General features: G+C 64.5%; 14 protein-coding genes. 3 read left to right on the top strand and 11 right to left on the bottom strand.

Annotation, left to right across the window (positions count from 1 at the left end; translation table 11 throughout):
* Positions 1 to 132 precede the first annotated feature (132 nt).
* Both ACTUWL_RS30555 and ACTUWL_RS30550 read right to left on the bottom strand, forming a co-directional pair.
* The gene (locus ACTUWL_RS30555) at positions 133 to 1,191 is read right to left on the bottom strand and encodes a phosphotransferase family protein (RefSeq protein WP_021081681.1); all 1,059 of its coding nucleotides are present in this window, start codon (positions 1,189 to 1,191) and stop codon (positions 133 to 135) included.
* A 110-nt stretch (positions 1,192 to 1,301) separates the two neighbouring features.
* A complete protein-coding gene (locus ACTUWL_RS30550; RefSeq protein WP_021081682.1) occupies positions 1,302 to 2,534 on the bottom strand; it encodes an acyl-CoA dehydrogenase family protein in 1,233 nt (410 codons plus the stop codon).
* 231 nt (positions 2,535 to 2,765) lie between these two features.
* Here ACTUWL_RS30550 and ACTUWL_RS30545 point away from each other — a divergent pair, with 231 nt between their 5' ends.
* On the top strand, positions 2,766 to 3,455 hold the full coding sequence (locus tag ACTUWL_RS30545; RefSeq protein WP_021081683.1) for a TetR/AcrR family transcriptional regulator: 690 nt from the start codon (positions 2,766 to 2,768) through the stop codon (positions 3,453 to 3,455).
* 22 nt (positions 3,456 to 3,477) lie between these two features.
* Here ACTUWL_RS30545 and ACTUWL_RS30540 read toward each other — a convergent pair whose 3' ends face one another.
* From ACTUWL_RS30540 to ACTUWL_RS30530, 3 genes are all read right to left on the bottom strand, one after another.
* Entirely contained in the window at positions 3,478 to 4,293 is an 816-nt protein-coding gene (locus tag ACTUWL_RS30540) for an HAD family acid phosphatase (RefSeq protein WP_021081684.1), read from the bottom strand.
* Positions 4,294 to 4,382: 89 nt separating this feature from the next.
* Entirely contained in the window at positions 4,383 to 4,778 is a 396-nt protein-coding gene (locus tag ACTUWL_RS30535) for a Rid family hydrolase (RefSeq protein WP_021081685.1), read from the bottom strand.
* 253 nt (positions 4,779 to 5,031) lie between these two features.
* Positions 5,032 to 6,258 carry a CaiB/BaiF CoA transferase family protein gene (locus ACTUWL_RS30530; RefSeq protein ID WP_021081686.1) on the bottom strand — a complete coding sequence of 409 codons (1,227 nt, stop codon included), beginning with the start codon at positions 6,256 to 6,258 and terminating at the stop codon, positions 5,032 to 5,034.
* Positions 6,259 to 6,545: 287 nt separating this feature from the next.
* On the opposite strand from ACTUWL_RS30530, the gene ACTUWL_RS30525 reads away from it, so the two are divergent.
* Entirely contained in the window at positions 6,546 to 6,794 is a 249-nt protein-coding gene (locus ACTUWL_RS30525) for a hypothetical protein (protein WP_021081687.1), read from the top strand.
* Positions 6,795 to 6,958: 164 nt separating this feature from the next.
* Here the strand turns inward: ACTUWL_RS30525 and ACTUWL_RS30520 are convergent, their stop codons facing one another.
* The 3 genes from ACTUWL_RS30520 to ACTUWL_RS30510 all read right to left on the bottom strand — a co-directional run bounded on the left by ACTUWL_RS30520 (position 6,959) and on the right by ACTUWL_RS30510 (position 9,203).
* A complete protein-coding gene (locus ACTUWL_RS30520; protein ID WP_021081688.1) occupies positions 6,959 to 7,372 on the bottom strand; it encodes a SiaC family regulatory phosphoprotein in 414 nt (137 codons plus the stop codon).
* On the bottom strand, positions 7,369 to 7,962 hold the full coding sequence (locus ACTUWL_RS30515; RefSeq protein ID WP_021081689.1) for a DUF6272 family protein: 594 nt from the start codon (positions 7,960 to 7,962) through the stop codon (positions 7,369 to 7,371). The genes ACTUWL_RS30520 and ACTUWL_RS30515 overlap by 4 nt, the downstream gene beginning before the upstream one ends.
* 152 nt (positions 7,963 to 8,114) lie before the next feature.
* Complete coding sequence (locus ACTUWL_RS30510) at positions 8,115 to 9,203, bottom strand: SpoIIE family protein phosphatase (protein WP_021081690.1); 1,089 nt, start codon at positions 9,201 to 9,203, stop codon at positions 8,115 to 8,117.
* A gap of 147 nt (positions 9,204 to 9,350) precedes the next feature.
* Between ACTUWL_RS30510 and ACTUWL_RS30505 the strand changes: the two genes are divergently transcribed.
* On the top strand, positions 9,351 to 12,485 hold the full coding sequence (locus ACTUWL_RS30505) for an SIR2 family NAD-dependent protein deacylase (RefSeq protein WP_158267746.1): 3,135 nt from the start codon (positions 9,351 to 9,353) through the stop codon (positions 12,483 to 12,485).
* 24 nt (positions 12,486 to 12,509) lie between these two features.
* Here ACTUWL_RS30505 and ACTUWL_RS30500 read toward each other — a convergent pair whose 3' ends face one another.
* The 3 genes from ACTUWL_RS30500 to nirB are packed head-to-tail and all read right to left on the bottom strand — an operon-like array spanning position 12,510 to position 17,974.
* Positions 12,510 to 15,182 carry a nitrate reductase gene (locus tag ACTUWL_RS30500; RefSeq protein WP_021081692.1) on the bottom strand — a complete coding sequence of 891 codons (2,673 nt, stop codon included), beginning with the start codon at positions 15,180 to 15,182 and terminating at the stop codon, positions 12,510 to 12,512.
* Between the two features lie 6 nt (positions 15,183 to 15,188).
* A complete protein-coding gene (gene nirD / locus ACTUWL_RS30495; RefSeq protein WP_021081693.1) occupies positions 15,189 to 15,518 on the bottom strand; it encodes a nitrite reductase small subunit NirD in 330 nt (109 codons plus the stop codon).
* Positions 15,515 to 17,974 (bottom strand): nitrite reductase large subunit NirB, encoded by a 2,460-nt coding sequence (gene nirB, locus ACTUWL_RS30490; protein ID WP_021081694.1) that lies wholly within the window; start codon positions 17,972 to 17,974, stop codon positions 15,515 to 15,517. Before nirB ends, nirD begins: the two co-directional genes overlap by 4 nt.
* Positions 17,975 to 18,177 lie beyond the last annotated feature (203 nt).

Here is an 18,177-nt window from a genome sequence, read left to right as displayed (position 1 = left end):
CAGGCGGGCGTTGACCGGATGGACTTGCCAAAGCGGCGCTGCGAACTCAAATCACAGATGGCTACAATACGGAAACATGCCGCATCTCGCAGTTGCGGCGCGAGCCCTGTGGGATCGCGCCGCGTTCTCAGATCAGGTTGCGCCGGCCTTCTGCGCGTATTCCCATGACGCCTTCGACAACGGCACGGTGCGCGCGGCTGACTCGAGGGCCTTGGCGTTGGCGGCCGTGCCGTCGCGGACGCGGCCCGCGATGCCCTGCGTGATGCCGGCGAGGCGGAACAGATTGTACGAGAAATACCAGTTGAGATCCGGCACGGCCATGCCGGTGACGTTGCAATAGATCTGCGCGGCCTCATCCTGGCTCGGGATGTTCAATGCCTTGAGGTCAGCATTGGCGAGGCCCGGCATGGTCCACTGCATCAACAGATAGGTGAAGTCGGCCATGGGATCGCCGAGCGTCGACAATTCCCAGTCCAGCACCGCCTGCACCCGCGGCTCGGTGGCGTGGAAGATCATGTTGTCGAGGCGATAGTCGCCATGCACGACCGAGACGCGCTTCTGCTCCGGCACCGTCTTCGGCAGCCACTCAGCGAGCTTCTCGAACTCGGGAATGTGCTGCGTCTCGGACGCGCGGTACTGCTTGGTCCAGCGATCGACCTGCCGCGCAAAATAGTTGCCGGGCTTGCCGAAATCGCCGAGGCCGATCTTTTCCGGATCGAGGATGTGCAGCTTCGCCAGCGTCTCGATCTTGCTGGTGAAGATTTTCCGCCGCGCGTCCGGCTCCTGGCTCGGCAAGGTCGGATCCCAGAACACCCGCCCCTCCTCCATCGACATGATGTAGAAGGCCGAGCCGATCACCGCATCGTCGGTGCACAGCGCATAGGCTTTCGCGACCGGGAAATTCTGCTTGCCGAGCGCCGCAATCACGCGGAACTCTCGATCGACCGCATGGGCCGACGGCAACAGCTTACCAAACGGACGGCGGCGCATCACGTAGTTGCGGCCGGGGGTTTCGAGCTTGTACGTCGGGTTGGACTGGCCGCCCTTGAACTGCAGGACCTTGAGCGGGCCCTGATAGCCCTCGACGTGTTGCTTCATCCAGGCATCGAGGCTCGCCTCGTTGACGCGATGGCGCTCCTCGACTTCCCGTGTTCCGGAAAATTCTTCGTCTTTCCTGACGCCGTCCGCCACGATGACGCTCCCTCAACTCGGTTTTGTTGGGAGCGCCGTCGGACGCTCCCAATTGTCTTTTTCATTCTGAGCACGATGTACGCGGGAACGCCATGCGTTCCGCATCATGCTCAATGCGACGTGTTTGCATACTTCCGAACTTCAAGCCTTGCAATGGCGCGGTTGTGCACCTCGTCCGGACCGTCGGCGAGACGGAGCGTTCGGATGTGGGCATAGGCCTTCGCGAGCCCGGCGTCGTCGGAGACACCGCCGCCGCCAAACGCCTGGATCGCTTGGTCGATGATCTTCAGCGCCATATTGGGCGCTGCGACCTTGATCATCGCGATCTCGGCCTGCGCGGTCTTGTTGCCGACCTTGTCCATCATGTCGGCGGCCTTGAGGCACAGCAGGCGATTCATCTCGATGTCGGTGCGGGCCTCGCCGATGCGCTGCTCCCAGACCGAATGCTCGATGATCTTCTTGCCGAACGCGGTGCGCGAGGCGAGCCGCTTCACCATCTTCTCCAGCGCTTCCTCGGCCTGGCCGATGGTGCGCATGCAGTGATGGATACGGCCCGGGCCGAGACGGCCCTGCGCGATCTCGAAGCCGCGGCCCTCGCCGAGCAGGATGTTCTCCTTCGGCACGCGGACGTTCTCGAGCAGCACCTGGGCATGGCCGTGCGGCGCATCGTCGAAGCCGAACACCGGCAGCATCTTCTCGACCTTGATGCCGGGGGTGTCGAGCGGCACCAGGATCTGCGACTGCTGCTGGTGCTTGGCGGCGTTGAAATCGGTCTTGCCCATCAGGATCGCGACCTTGCAGCGCGGATCGCCGACACCGGACGACCACCATTTGCGGCCGTTGATGACGTAGTGATCGCCATCCTTCTCGATGCGGGTTTCGATGTTGGTGGCGTCAGACGAAGCCACCGCGGGCTCGGTCATCAGGAAGGCGGAGCGGATCTCGCCGTCCATCAGCGGGCGCAGCCATTTGCGCTTCTGCTCCTTGGTGCCGTAGCGGATAAACACTTCCATGTTGCCGGTATCGGGCGCGGAACAGTTGAACACTTCCGACGCCCAGGAGATGTGGCCCATCTCCTCCGACAGCAGCGCGTATTCCAGGTTGGTCAGTCCCGCGCCGTGGAACTCGTCGTCCTCATGCGAGGACGGCGGCATGAACATGTTCCAGAGGCCTTCGGCCTTCGCCTTCTTCTTCAGATCCTCGAGGATCGGGATCACCTTCCAGCGCGGACCTTCCGCGTCCTGCTTCTCGTAGATCGGCACCGCCGGGCGGACATGCGCTTTCATGAAGGCCTGAACGCGCTCAAGCCACTCCTTCTGCCTGGCCGACATCGTGAAATCCATGGGACGCTCCTCGTTTCCTAGACTTTGGGCCGCACTGTCCACCCGGCGCCCGGACGCCGCAAGGGCGTTCGCGGGACCGGCGCGGTGGTGTGCCAGAATGCCGCCCGCGTTGTTGCGGATTGACATTGCCGGCTGTTCAAACGATAGTTTCATACAAATGTTTGAAAATCAACTCCCCGTCGTCTTCGTCATTCCCCGGCACACCGCGGAATAACGGAAAGGCTCTCAGCCATGGCCAGCGACCAGACCCGATCCGCCATTCTCGCCGCCGCCGAGCGGCTCTATGCCGACCGCGGCTTCGGCGACGTCACGCTGCGCGACATCGTCGCGGAGGCGAACGTCAACCTCGCGGCGGTGAACTATCATTTCGGCTCCAAGGACGAATTGATCGCGGAGCTGTTCGTCACCCGCAGCATCCAGACCAACCGCGAACGCCTCAACGAACTGAAGGCCGCCGAGGAAGCCGGCGGCGGCCGCGCCGCGATCGAGGACATCATGCGCGCCCTCGTCGGCCCCACTCTGCGCGGCTGCCTCGGGCCCGATCGCGAGGGCTCGACCGCGGCGCGCTTCATGATCCGCGCCTCGATCGAATCCGTGCCGCCGATCCGCCGCATCAAGAACCGCGAGGTCGATCATCTGCGCAAGTTTGCCGCCGCGATGCGCCGCGCGATGCCCGGCCGCGACGACACCGAGCTGTATTGGGGCCTGCACTTCGCGCTGGCGATGGCGCACCACACCATCCGCGAGAAGGAACGCCTGCTGCGGCTGTCGGAAGGCAAATGCGACCTCGACGACGTCCGTGCCATCATCGATCGCGTGGTCACGGTCTCGGTGATGGCACTGACCATGGGCGACACGCCGAGCAAGCCGGCCGCGCGGCCGGTCCTGGTGCACGGCCGGCTCACGCGGCAGGATCTGTGAGCGGCGGCGCAACGGCGCGGTCTCAATCAATGAAGTAGAACGGATTGGGCACCTTGAAGGTCATCTCGGCATGTCCGCCGACCAGATCGCTGTTCTGGTCGCCGACATTGGCAATGATGACAAATCCCAGCTTGTCCTCGATCTCGGTGCGCGCCGCGGTCTTGTGGATGCTGACCGAGCCGGTCGAAGCCGGATCACGCATGTAGAGATGATCGCGCGCGATGCCGTCGAAGCCCGCGAGTTGAAGATTGCGCAGCGTCCAGACGCTCGCCATCTCGTCGTTGTGCGCCTGCTCGCGCCGCCCGGTGACGAAGAACACATCGACCTTGGTGCATGAGGCAGCCTGCTCGATGCAGCGGGCGAGCTTGTAGAGCGCAAGTGTCGGGCCGATCGCGGCGGCCCGCGCGCTCTGCTGCCAGTCGAGGTCGCCGCAGGGATCGCCGACCTGGACAAAATCGCAGTGACCGCCGGGGACGCTCGGGATGTAGGCGTAGTCGTCCTGGTAGATGCGCGGCCAGTTGAGCAGCGAGGTCTCGTCGATATCCAACACGATGGCCGGACGCTGGACCTCGCCGGCCCGCGCCGCCACCCATTTCCGCGCCTTGCCGAGCACCTCGGCGATATCGTTCTCATAGGCGGTGCAACGATAGGCCAAGAGCCGCCGCTTGAAGAGATCGATATTGTCGGGCTCACGCAGGTCGAGCGGCGGCGCGGTGCCGGCCTTGTCGCAGCCGAGCCTTGGATCGACCGGCGCGCCGGTCTGGGCTGAAGCCGGGTTGCCGGCAAGAGCAATCATCGCAATGAGAGCATAGAGACAACGCAGAGCAATTTGCAGCATCGGATCATCTCCCGGTGAAAACCGGGAGAATACGATCACAAGTTGTACGGATTTACGACAGACGCGGGGCGCGGCCGCCCTCGCCCGCCTCACACCATCGCGATGCAGTCGATCTCGATATCGAACGGCCCGGTCCATTCCGGAATGCAGACGAAGATCCGCGCCGGCAGATCATCCGCGAAATATTTGCGGTAAATTGCGTTGAAGGTGGCGAAGTGCTTCGCCGAGGTGCAGAAGATATTGCACTTCATCACATTGTCGAACGAGGCGCCGGCGGCCTCCAGGCACTCCCGGAGCTGCTCCATGACGAGCTCGCTCTGCCGCTCGATCGAGGCCCCGGCGGCGATCTCGCCGGTCGCGGGATCGAACGGCGGCAGGCCGGAGACGAAGATCATGTTGCCGGCGCGGGTTACCGCCGACGCCGGCGCCTTCCAGCGCTCCAGCCAGCTTGAGATCGGTTCGACGCGGATCACTTCCCGTTTCATGATTGGCACCTTCGATAGGGGGATCGATGGCGCCAATCTAGCAGGCGGGCGTCAATGATGCTTCGATACAGGTCGAAGTGTTGCAGTAAATGCGGAACCCGGCTCAGACCGTCATCCTGAGAGGCCGCAAAGCGGCAGTCTCGAAGGGTCGACGGCCCGGCCGTTGGCCGTCGACCCTTCGAGACGCGCTTCGCGCTCCTCAGCGTGACGGAAAAGAGAGCAGCGGGAAGGCTCTTCGCGTGGCTTCGAGCCCCTACAGAATCCCCTGCGCCTTCAGCCCTTCGACCTTGGCGTCGTCATAGCCGATGGTCGCCAGCACGTCCTTGGTGTCGGCGCCGAGCAGCGGCGGGGCGCGGTAGTCGGTGATCGGGGTGCCCGAGAAGGTCAGCGCGTTGCGGATCAGCGACAGGTTCGGCTCGAAGGGGTGATCGACCTTCACCCGCATGCCGCGCGACTGCACGTGCGGGTCGCTGAACACCTGCTCGAAATTGTTGATCGGGCCTGACGGCACGCCGGCCTCCTCGAGCTTTTCGAGCCAGTACGCGACGGGGTGCTTCAGGAACAGGCCGGCGAAGATCGCCATGATCTCCTTGCCGTGCACGACGCGGTCGTTGTTCTTGACGAAGCGCTTGTCATTGGCGAGCTCGGGTTCGCCGAGCACGGCGCAGGTGCGCTGGAACTGGCCGTCATTGCCGACCACCAGCATCAATTCGCCGTCGGTGCAGCGGAACACGCCGGCCGGCATGCCGCCATTGCCCCAGGTCCCGCGGCGCGGCGGGGTCTTGCCGTTGACGAGGTAGATCTGCAGCCAATGCGACAGCGAGGCGATCACGGTATCGAACAGGCAGACGTCGATATGCTGCCCTTCCCCGTTATTGGCGTCGCGGTGGTAGAGCGCCGCGAGGATCCCGATCGAGGTGTTCATTCCGGTCATGTAGTCGACGATCGAGGGGCCGACCTTCATCGGGCCCTCGCCTGGCTCGCCGTCGATATGGCCGGTGACGCTCATCAATCCGCCCATCGCCTGCAGGATCGCGTCGTAGCCGGCGCGCGGCGCGTAGGGTCCGGTCTGGCCGAAGCCGGTCACCGAGCAATAGATGATGCCGGGGTTGAGCTGCTTGATGGTCTCGTAGTCGAGGCCGTAGCGCTTGAGGTCGCCGACCTTGTAGTTCTCCATCATCACGTCGGCCGATTTGGCGAGCTCGCGGATGATCGCCTGCCCTTCGGGCTTGGCGATATTGACGGTGACCGACTTCTTGTTGCGGTTGGCGCAGAGGTAGAACGAATTGTTGTTGTTCTGCTTGCCTTCGGGGTCGGCGAGGTAGGGCGGGCCAAAGGCGCGGGCATCGTCGCCACCGCCGGGCCGCTCGATCTTGATAACCTCGGCGCCGAGATCCGCCAGCATCTGGGCCGACAGCGGGCCCGCGAGCACCCGCGTCAGGTCGAGAATCTTGATGCCCGAGAGTGGCAGAGCCGACATGAAGCATTCCTCCGATATCTTGCTAAATCTTGATTGTCCGGCGCCGGACCGCGTCCTAACGGTGACCCTGGCGCGCCAGAGCTTGCCGATACACCATTTTGATGCCGCGAGCACTGCATTGTCGGCATGAAGCCATCCCCGGACGGCCTACGTGCGTCGCGCTGGCCGAACCGTGGGGGAACCGGCGGCGAGAACCGCGCCGATTGCCGCCACGCGAAATTGTGAATAGGCCCGACACCGATTTGCCGTAGCGCCTGCGGTATTTTGCCTCCGATGAGGAGAAGACCATGCGGACGATCACGACGGTCGGGGTGGTGCTGACGCTGCTTGCGGCCGCAAGGCCGCCAGCGGATGCGCGCGGCGGCCATGGCCATGGCGGCGGACACGGTCACGGCATGCATGCCGGCGGCGCCATGCGCGGCGGCGGGTTTGCCGCCGACAAGCGCCACAGCGACGATGCCTATACCAAGGCGGCCTCAGACGAAGCTGACCGCCTGCTGAACAGCAAGCTGAAGAGTATCTGCCGCGGCTGTTAGGCTTTGGCCGCCATCAGTGGACGCGACGGCCTCTGCCCCGCACCGCCCGCAAAGGCGGTGCAGCGGACAGCAGCACGATGATGCCCAGCTGAGAGATGCGGCAGGAGGTATTACCGAAGACGGTCGGCGAGAGCGCCGCAATTTTCGTGTCGCTCGACCGTACGCTAGCGCCTCTGAGGCTTCTTGACGTCAACGACCTTGAACGAGAAGCTCGATGTCTCCGGTAACTCCTTCTGGAGGCCGGTCCCGAGACCCCGCATGCTGTCATCGCCCGGCCTGACGTGCCACTCGATCTCGATCGACCGGCGGTCGCTCTTCTCGGCGGCGATGTCGTTGAGGTCCTTCATCAGGTTGAACAGAGGTGTGACGGCCGAGGTGATCACCTGATCGAGCTCGACGATGATCTTCCAGTCGAACGCCTCATCCTGCCGCGCGCGCTTGGCAAGATATTCGGCGGCGCGCCTGAACGACTCGCCCTTCAGGTCGTGCAGGCCGGACGTCCCCCAGATCCGGCCCGTCCTGCCGTCGGCAAACGTCAAATCAACGCCCGGAATCTGGATCTTCCTGTCTTGCTTCATGCCGACGCAGCCTGCACCGTCGAGCGCAACGCGAACGAGGAATGCTCCCTCGCCGCGTTCAATTTGAACCAGAGCGGCTTGCTCGATAGGGCGGCAATGGTGAGCATGCCCACGCCTGCGCCGCGCAGCTTGCTGGGCTCGGACGACGCACGCCTCATCAGCTCGATATTGCGTCGCTCGAGCAGCGGTTCGCGGTGGTCGGGCGGCGTGGCGTATGATCTGATCTCACGAATGATACCGAACAGCCGGTCGACCTCGCTGTTCAGGCCGTAGCCGAACAGCCAGATCTGCACATTCTCGCCGCGCCGGTTCACGACCAGCAATTCCTGCTCGGTGCGCGCGCCGGTGCCGTGAAGCAGGGTATTGCCTGCGAGCTCCATCACGATGTTCTTCACCGCGTAGACGGTGCGATCCTCGACATGCGTGGCGCGCAATGCCTGCTCCAGCATGTCGAGCACCATCTCGAGGCGCTCGCCGTCGATCAAATCCGCCCGGACTGCAGCGATCAGCACGTCCTCGTCCGGATCGAGATCGGAGGCGATGCCGTAGGTCCGCACCATCTCCTGTATTCGCCTGTGATAGATCGTCATCGGGCCTTCCGCGGATTTTCCAGCGATGAAATCGACGAACTTCGCGGGCCTTGCGATGCACCGCCGGCTCCCAGGCCGGCCAAAGGGCACCACTGGCTGCGCGCCGGTCAGGCCGGGGGCAGCTTGGCTGACTTTACTACAGCTTAGGTGATTCACGGTATGCATTTCGTTAAAGCCCCAACGTTCTCCGCAGCCTGTGATGCCCTGCCGGCGCCGATCCGGAGGGCATCCGGGACGGGTACCAGCGCGGCCGCCTCGGCTTCGGTCTCCGCCATTCGCCAGACCGCGCCGAGATCGACAACCACGACCAGCCGATGGTCGTCATCGTAGTCCTTCGGGGGGCCGCCTTCGCGGAACCGCTTTGCCGATTCAGTCAACGCGTCGGCGATGCGTTCCGCAGGACACACGGCGGCCGATCCGGCAGCCGCCGCCTTGTAGCCGCGGCGCAACGCCCGCTTGACTCCGCGAAGGCCAAACGATTCATCCCCCCCCGACTTGCCTCGCCCGCGCCTCGCGGCGCGAACGCGTCGCTTCAAGCCGTGAAAGCCATCGGTGGCGACAACAAGAAAACATGCCTTTCTCGCGGCGATCTCGCCGACCTGGCGCTTGCTCTTGGCCTGCTCGCCAGCCTGGCGGAACTGGACGCGGTTGAACTCGTTGAATGCTCCGTATTCGTCCAGGTCCGGGCCCAGCGCGTAGACCGGCAACCCCGCGCTGGCAAACCTGATACTACTCGGCGCGGCCATGTCGATACGGATCAAAACCAGCTGCGCGCCCCCAAGGTCCTCAGTCGGCGATTGCGTCGCGATCGAAAACCACGCGTCCACTTGCTTCAGTATCTTGGTCGGCGACAGCAGTGTCTTCTCGCGCTCGCACTTCTCGAAGAGGCGAGTCAGCATGGTGGCCATGTACAGTTTCAGGCCGCCGGCATGGGCGTGATGGCCCGTCGCATCGCCGACGACCAGATAGATGCTGTTGTCGATCCGACGCGCGAAGTAGAAGTCGCCCTGCGCGGGCAAGTGCAACAGCTCCGACGATTTGGGAGCGGCGCTGTCGAACCTGGCAACGAGCACATCGCCCGGAAGCCCGGCACTACCGACGATGACCGGAAAGATCACACGATTGAGCTCGGCGAGATGACGCAGATCGTTCTCGAGAGCGGTGATCGCCCGCCCCAGCATCTTCACCTTGGACGATTTCGCGGTACCTCGACCGCGCTTCGGTTTCGCGCTGTTCTTCATGCTCAGGCCTGCATGTCGTGCCGGATGAATTTCTGCCGGATGTGTGCGCGATAATCTCGTACAAGCAAATGACTTCAACGAAAGGTTGCGTGATATTCAGCCCCCCGGTAGACTTGTGTCAAGAGAATTGCACCCCGGGCGTGTATGATGGACGTCGACAGTTACATCGACTCGATCGCCAGAGCGCTGGCGCAACGGGGCGGTCGGGGTGGCGGTCGAGCCACCGCGATGATCGGTGCAGGATTCAGCCGCAACGCGGAGAAGCGGACCGAAGGCGCGCGCAATTTCCCGCTCTGGCGCGACATCGTGCGCCCCCTGATCGACGAGTTGCTGCCGCCTTGCCCAGAATGCGCGGGCGGCGGGAAGTGCCCGACGGGCAGCGGCAACCATCGCGACATTTGCAGGCGGCGCGAGCATCTATTCGCAGACGCCTCCGGAGCGTCGGGGATGATGGCGCTTGGCGACAAGTTCGAGGCCAAGAAAGGGTCAGCTCGCCTGCGTGCGGCGCTGGAGTCAGCGGTACCTGACCGCGACTACGCTCCCGGCCACGCACATCAATTGCTGGTACGCCTGCCATGGGCCGATATTCTCACCACCAACTGGGATTCCCTGCTCGAGCGCGCCGTCGATGCTTACGACCGCTCCTATGACACGGTGATCACCGTCAAGCAGATCGCCTCGGCGATCGCCCCGCGGATCGTCAAGCTGCATGGCTGCGCGCGTTCCGGGACCGATCTCATCTTCACCGAGGAAAGCTTCAGGACCTACCCGAAGGAATACGCACCATTCGTGTCACTGGTGCAGCAGAGCCTGATGGAGAACGTCATCGTACTCTTCGGGTTTTCCGGCGCCGATCCGAATTTCCGAGCATGGCATGGCTGGGTGCGGGACCATTTGGGCAGCAATCTGCAGCCCATCTACATGGTTTCGCTGCGACCGACCGAGCCGGTCGACGTCAACCTGATGGCCGGCCGGTTGATCACGCATATCGACCTGTCCGAGAAATGGCCCAATCTCGACGAGCAACGGAAGATCGAGACGTTTCTCGAGCAGATCCAGAAGCGGCTGCGCAATCTAAACGTCAATCTCGATTGGCCCTCCGACCATCGGGTCTGGCGCGATCGCGAGGCCGTCACACGTACGCCGGATCCGCATGACTGGTGGCAACGCCAGCGCGCCTATCCGGGTTGGCTCGTTGCACCGGCGCAGAATCGGGCCGATCTGATCGAGCATCTCGACGAGGCCATCGTCAACGCCTACGACAGGAATCCGCTAGCGGGCGGCCTTGCTGCGCTTGTCGAGCCCAGCACAGCCGATGATCCCCAGGGCGGTTCCAGTGCTTCCGGCAGCGCGCTCGCCAAGCCCGAGGAAGCAGCTCTCATCGTCGCCAATGCGCTGCGTGTAGCGATGGCGCGCCCTGGCGACAAGCTGTTGATGACCCTGCAGGACATTCTGGCCGGCGCGCTATTGCGCCGATTTGCAATCGTCTTCAGCGAAATTGATCCCGTCGACAGCGCACCCAGCCAGCAGCCCATGGAACAGCTGCTCGGTATCATCGACGAGGGGGTGCTGAAACCGATCGAAGTCGATCGCCTGCTGCTTCGTGACCCGGAGAGGCGGAGCGAGGCCGCGCTGATCGAGGCTATCGATGAAGCGAAAGCCAAGCTGTTGCAGGGTGATCAGGACGGGCGCGTACGCGACCTGGTTTCCTCATTGCTGCCGATCATTGAGGTCGTCGAGCGCGAGGCACGCCTGCGCGGTGACGACTGGACTGCGCTGAAGCTACGTTGCGTACTCTACCTCGGAGACAACAACTCCGCCCGCGAACTCGCCGTGCGTGGCGCGCTGGTCTGCGCACTGGAGACGATCAATCTTCGGGAAATCCAGCTGCTGCTTCGCCTCTGGCCCGACCAGCAATATGACGCCTCGAGCAATCTGCGGCATGCAGCCATCCTGCGGGAGATCGGTAAGGTCCGCGAGGCCTATCGCGAGATATCGAAAACGGTCACCCGGTTGCGCTCGCTCGGCAACGAGCGGCGCAGCGGCGTTGCGGAAGCGTCGCGGGAAGCCTGGGCCTTCTTTGCCTACGCCGACCTTATCGAACGCAATCTGCGCGAGCTCAAGGCCGCGCTGGCGCCGCAGTCCAACAATCTCGGCCTCGACGATGTCCACGATGAATTGCACGAACGGCTCGACGAGCTGGAAACCAATCGCTGCGATCCGCGCAGGGAGATGGCACGCCTGGCCCGCGACCTGGAGGCTGCGACGGAGCAAACACGCCTGATGCGAATGGTGCCGAACACCGCTCAGCCCGCCAGCACCGGCTCTTTCCAGCACGTGCTTGCCGACCCCGCGAACACTTTCATCATCCTGACGGAGACGGTCGGCGTCACCATTCTCCAGGTGAGCCGAGGCCATCAGCTCGGCTTGATGGCTTGCCGCCTGCTCGCGGCGACCAGCCGCAACCTGGCGATCAACCTGCTTCTGCGCGCGGCGACGCCGGATGACCTTCCCTTCCCCGGCCAGTCGGCAGGAAGGACTGGGACAGCGGGCAGCAGCGACTGGTTCACGACCGAGATTGTGTTCGACAAGAGCCACGCCGACGAAGATTTCGGCATGCTGTGCCGGTTGCTTGAGAACCTGGCTGCACCCTCGCCGCAACTGTCCAGCGATTTCATCGAGTCCGTATATCTCGATCGCAAGTTTCGCCTGCTTCAGCACCTCGTTGCAGGGTTCATCACGCGCGAAACTGGAGAGCGGGCCGTGGACCTGGCCAGCCGCGGCTTCGAACTTGCCTGCAAGATCGCTTACTCGCCGGTCGTGGCGACCACCCATGCCGGCTGGTCGACCAGCCTCTCAGTGTACGAGGCGGCGCTTTCCCTGTTTCCGTTCGGCCGACCGGGCTACGAAATCCTCACCAAGTTGCTCGACTTGCCGATCCCAACAGAATCCAATGATGCCGTGACCAACGGATGGCCGGATCCCATCCGCCTGCTAGCCGCGGCCTGGCCTCGCAAGTCCGGCATCCGTCCCGGCGTACGATCGCCACTGGATAGCGAACTGACGCCGCTCGGACAGAAGATGGTTGCCGCGGTGCGGATGGAGATGGCCGGCAACGAGACGCTGCGCTCGGTGTTGCTCGATCACAGCCGCAGATGGCAGGCGATGATGGAAGTCAGCGGCCCGTCCCGCTCGCTGATCGTAGAACGACGGCTTGCGTTGATCCGCGAACTGATGCCAGCGCGGGCCGACGGCAGCACCGCAACGCCGCAGCCGGCCTAGCCTGCCTCGATCGCGCCGATATGCTCACGACACCAGCAACGGCTGCGGCCCAGTCGGCCGTGCAACGGCACCGATCAGCTTGCCGATCTCGGGCTTGCAGCCGCCGCAATTGGTGCCGGCCTTCAGGCAGCGGCCGATCGCCTCGACGCTGGCGGCGCCCTTCCTGATCTCGGCGGTGATCTGGTGTCGCCCGATGCTGAAGCAGGAGCAGACGATCGGCCCGACATCCTCGCCGGCGCCGAACGGCCGCCCCGCCAGCAGCGACATCCGCGCATTGGCCGACAATTGCGTTTCGGCGAACAGCCCGGTCAGCCAGGCCCGCGACGGCAGCGTGTGATCCGGCGCGATGAACACGCAGCCTTCGAGCCGGCCGTCGCGCACCGCCGCGTAGCGGAAGCGGCCGGCCGCCGGATCGCGATAGGCGATCCATTCGATCTCGACGCCGTCGAGGCCGAGCTGCGCCCTCGCCCAGTCGCGCCAGCTCTCCGGGCGGGTATCGAGCGCAAGCTCCAGCCGGGTGCCATCGCCGGCCTTGCCGTAAACCCAATAGCCTGACGCCGGACGCTTGATCGCGTCGCGGCTCAGGATGAACGCGTGCCATTTCGGTGCGTAGGGATCGGCCTTGACCGGCGTGTGTTTGGATTCCGGCTGGCCGGACAGCGGATCGACCGCCGGATTGACCAGTGCGTTGACGCGCCCCTCGCCGGCGAACTGCTCGTTCCAGTGCATCGGCACGAACACACAGCCGCGGCGCTGGTCGGCGCTGACCACGACCCGCGCGATCATCTCGCCCCAGCCAGAGGTCAGCCGCACCAACCCGTCGTTCTGCAAGCCTGCCTGCCGCGCGTCCTCGGGATGAAACTCGGCATAGGGCTCGAAGATATGCGATAGCAGCCGTCCGGTTTTCCCGGTCCGGGTCATGGTGTGCCACTGATCGCGGACGCGGCCCGTGTTCAGCACCAGCGGAAAATCCCGGCTGGTGGCGTTGCGCGCCGCGCGCGGTACGACCGGCACGAAGCGCGCCTTGCGGTCGGGCGTGAAGAATGCCTGGCTCTCGAACATCCGCGGCGTACCGGCCGGATGCTCCGATGTCACCGGCCACTGCACCGGCGCCAACGCGTCATAGGCGCCGTCGTCGAGCGCCGCCAGCGCCGAGATATCGAAATCGCGCCGGCCGTCATTCTCGAAGCCCGATAGCTCGGCATGTTCGCGAAACACTTCCGCCGCCGAGGCGTAGTCGAAGCCGGCATATCCCATGCGGATGGCGACGTCGCAGATGATGCGCCAGTCCGCGCGCGCCTCGCCGGGCGCCGACAGGAACGGCCGCTGCCGCGAGATCCGGCGCTCGGAATTGGTGACGGTGCCGTCCTTCTCGCCCCACGCCAGTGCCGGCAACAGCACGTCGGCATGCCGCGTGGTGTCGGTGTCGCGCATGCAATCCGTCACCACGACGAGCTCGCAGGCGTCGAGCGCGGCCCGTGCGCGATCGGCATCGGGCAGGCTCACCACCGGATTGGTCGAGATGATCCACACCGCCTTGATGCGGCCGTCGGCGATCGCGTCGAACATGTCGACGGCCTTCAGCCCGGCCTTCTCCGCGATCACGGGCGCGCGCCAGAACCGCTGCACCAGTTCGCGATGCGCCGGATTCTCGATCTCCATATGCGCAGCCAGCTGGTTGGCGAGCCCGCCAACCTCGCGGCCGCCCATCGCATTGGGCTGGCCGGTCAGCGAGAACGGCCCCATGCCGGGACGTCCGATGCGTCCGGTCAAGAGATGGCAGTTGATGATGGCGTTGACCTTGTCGACGCCGCTCGATGACTGGTTGATGCCTTGCGAATACAGCGTGACGACGCGTTCGGTCCGGGTAAACCAGTCGAAGAACAGCCCGACGGCGCCTTCAGTAAGACCACAGGTCGCAGCCGTTTGCGCCACGGTCTGGCCGGCCACCTGCTTGAGCGCATCGACCACGCCGGTGGTGCAATTGCCGACGAAGCCGCGGTCGACCGCATTGCTGCCGGCGAGGAATGCGAACAGCCCGTTGAACAGCACGCTATCGCTGCCGGAACGCAGCGGCAGATGCAGATCGGCGCCCTCGCAGGTCGCGGTACGGCGCGGATCGATCACCACGATCTTGCACGCCGGGTTCTTCTCCTTCGCCGCCAGCATGCGTTGGTGCAGGATCGGATGGCACCAGGCGGCGTTGGAGCCGACCAGCACCAGCAGATCCGCCTGCTCGAGGTCTTCGTAGCAGCCCGGCACGGTGTCGCTGCCGAAGGCGCGCTTGTGCCCGGCGACGCTCGAAGCCATGCAGAGCCGCGAATTGGTATCGATATTGGCGGTGCCGACGAAGCCCTTGGCGAGCTTGTTGATGACGTAATAGTCCTCGGTCAGGAGCTGGCCGGAGACATAGAAGGCGACCGCGTCGGGCCCGTGCTCCCTGATGATGCGGTCAAAGCCGCCGGCGACGCGATCGAGCGCGTCGTCCCACGTGGCCGGCGCACCGTCGACAACAGGCTCGAGCAAACGGCCGTCGAGATCGATGGTCTCGGCGAGCGCCGAGCCCTTGCTGCACAGCCGGCCGAAATTGGCCGGATGCTGCTTGTCGCCCTCGACCCGGACGACGCCCGCCGCGTCCCTCGACGCGATGACGCCACAACCGACGCCGCAATAGGGACACGTGGTCTTGATGGACATGCTTGCTCAGCTCACCGCAATCGCCTGCCGCACTGACAGCCAGACCACGCCGTTCTCGACTTTGGCCGGATGGGTATGCGTGCAGCCCTCGTCGGGTGCGACGGCCTCCCCGCTCGAAAGCTCGATGACGAAATTATGCAGCGGACAGGTCACGCGCTTGTTGTGCACGATGCCCTGCGACAGCGGCCCGCCCTTGTGCGGGCAGCGGTCGTCGAGCGCGAACACCTCGTCGCTCTCGGTGCGGAACACCGCGATGTTGCCACGGGGCGTGCGCACGACGCGCGAGCCGAGCCGCGGAATATCGTCGAGCGCACCGATCTCGATCCAGCTGGTCATGCGAGCTCCAATTCGGCGAGAGGCGCGAACTCGTTGCGGTCGACGCCGCGGCTGGCGCGCTCGGCCCAAGGATCGGTCTGGGCGAACTGCTGCGAATGGGCAAAGCGGGCGAACAGCGCCTTGCGGTTCTTGACGTCGTCGACCACCCGTTTCCGGATCTGCTCGAGACCGACGCGGTCGCACCATTTGTACATGCGTTCGAGATACCAACCCTCCTCACGGTAGAGCTGCGTCAGCGCGACGATCACCTCGATCGTCTCGTCCTCGGTCTCGACCTTGGTCAGGAACTCTGTGCCCTTGATGTGCAAGCCCGCGGCGCCGGCGAAATGGATCTCGTAGCCGGAATCGACACAGACCACGCCGACGTCCTTGCAGGTCGCTTCCGCGCAGTTGCGCGGGCAGCCGGAGACGCCGAGCTTGACCTTGGCCGGCGTCCAGGAGCCCCACATGAACTTCTCGAGCTTGACGCCGAGGCCGGTGGAATCCTGAGTGCCGAAGCGGCACCATTCGGAGCCGACGCAGGTCTTCACCGTGCGCAGGCCCTTGGCGTAGGCGTGGCCCGACACCATGCCGGCGTCGTTGAGATCGGCCCACACCGCCGGCAGGTCCTCCTTCTTGACGCCGAGCAGGTCGATGCGCTGGCCGCCGGTGACCTTCACCGTCGGGATGTTGAACTTCTCGGCGACGTCGGCGATGGCGCGCAGCTCGCCCGGCGTGGTGACGCCGCCCCACATCCGCGGCACCACCGAATAGGTGCCGTCCTTCTGGATATTGGCGTGGACGCGCTCGTTGATGAAGCGCGACTGCTGGTCGTCGCGATATTCGCCCGGCCAGGTCGCTAGCAGATAGTAATTCAGCGCCGGACGGCAGGAATGGCAGCCGTTCAGCGTCTTCCACTCCATGAAGCGCATCACGGCCGGAATCGTCTTGAGCTGCTGCTCGACGATGACGCGGCGGACGTCGTCGTGGCTGTGATCGGTGCACTTGCACAGCGGCTTGACCTTCGGCGCCGCCGAATAGTCGCCGCCGAGCGTGAAGGCCAGCACCTGCTCGACGAGCCCGGTGCAGGAGCCGCAGGACGACGACGCCTTGGTATGCGCCCGGACGTCGTCGAGCGTGAACAGCTTCTTGTCCGAGATCGCCTTGACGATCGCGCCCTTGCAGACGCCGTTGCAGCCGCAGATCTCGGTCTCATCGCTCATCGCGGCCACCGAGTTCTGGCCGCTGACGCCGCCATCGCCGAGATTGGCGGCGCCGAACACCAGGCGCTCGCGCATGTGCGAGACGTCGGTGCCGTCACGCAGATGCTGGAAGTACCACGGGCCGTCGATGGTGTCGCCATAGAGCACGGCGCCGACGATCTTCTTGTCCTTCAGGATGATGCGCTTGTAGACGCCGCGGTTGGCGTCCTGCAGCACGATCTCCTCCTTGTCCGGTCCCGGCGCGAAGTCGCCGGCCGAGAACAGGTCGATGCCGGTGACCTTCAGCTTGGTCGAGGTGACCGAGCCGTCATAGGTGGCAAAGCCCTTCATCGCGAGGTGATTGGCGCAGACCTTGGCCTGCTCGAACAGCGGCGCCACCAGGCCATAGACCTGGCGGCGGTGCTGCACGCATTCGCCGACCGCATAGATGCGACCGTCATAGGTCTGCATGGTGTCGGAGACGACGATGCCGCGCTCGCAATAGAGCCCGGCCTTCTTGGCGAGCTCGAAATTCGGGCGGATGCCGACCGCCATCACGACGAGATCGGCCGGCAGCTCGGTGCCGTCGCCGAAGCGCACGCCGGTGACGCGGTCCTCGCCGAGGATCGCCTGGGTCTGCGCCGGCATCTTGAACACCATGCCGCGCTCTTCCAGTGACTTGCGCAGGAGACCGCCGGCCACCGGATCGAGCTGGCGCTCCATCAGGGTGTCGAGCAGATGCACGACCGTGACGTTCATGCCGCGCTTCATCAGCCCGTTGGCGGCTTCGAGGCCGAGCAGGCCGCCGCCGATCACGACTGCGTTGCGATAGTCGGTCGAGGCCTTGATCATGCGATCGACATCATAGATGTCGCGGAAGCCGATCACGCCCGGCAGCTCCTTACCCGGCAGCGGCAGCACGATCGGGTTCGAGCCCGTCGCAATCAACAGACGGTCGTAGGGAACGCGATCGCCGGCATCGGTGACGACCTCGCAGGTGCGACGGTCGATCATGCTGACCGTCTCGCCCTTGCGCAGCGTGATGTTGTTGTCCTCGTACCAGTCGACGGTGTTGAGCATGATGTCGTCGACGGTCTTCTCGCCGGCGAGCACCGGCGACAGCAGGATGCGGTTGTAATTGCCGTAGGGCTCGGAGCCGAACACTGTGATGTCGTAGAGATCGGGCGCGCGTTCGAGCAGCGCCTCCACGGTGCGGATGCCGGCCATCCCGTTGCCGATCACCACGAGCTTCTGCTTGATCACCTTGTCGAGCATGGTCTGCCTTTCAAATCCGACGGCTGTGCTCAGCGACGCGGCGCGCGTCGTCGATCGACACCGATAGAGGTTTGGAGTTGTTAGGAAGCCCAGCCGCGGGCGCAGACCGTCCTCAATGACGATCGATGTTCCGTTACGAACTGATATTCAAAACGCGTGCCAATTCGACGCGGGCCGATTTTGCTGCAAAATCAATTGGTTTT

The organism is Bradyrhizobium sp. WCU1 (assembly GCF_053474805.1).
This window is presented reverse-complemented; position numbering and strand designations above follow the sequence as displayed.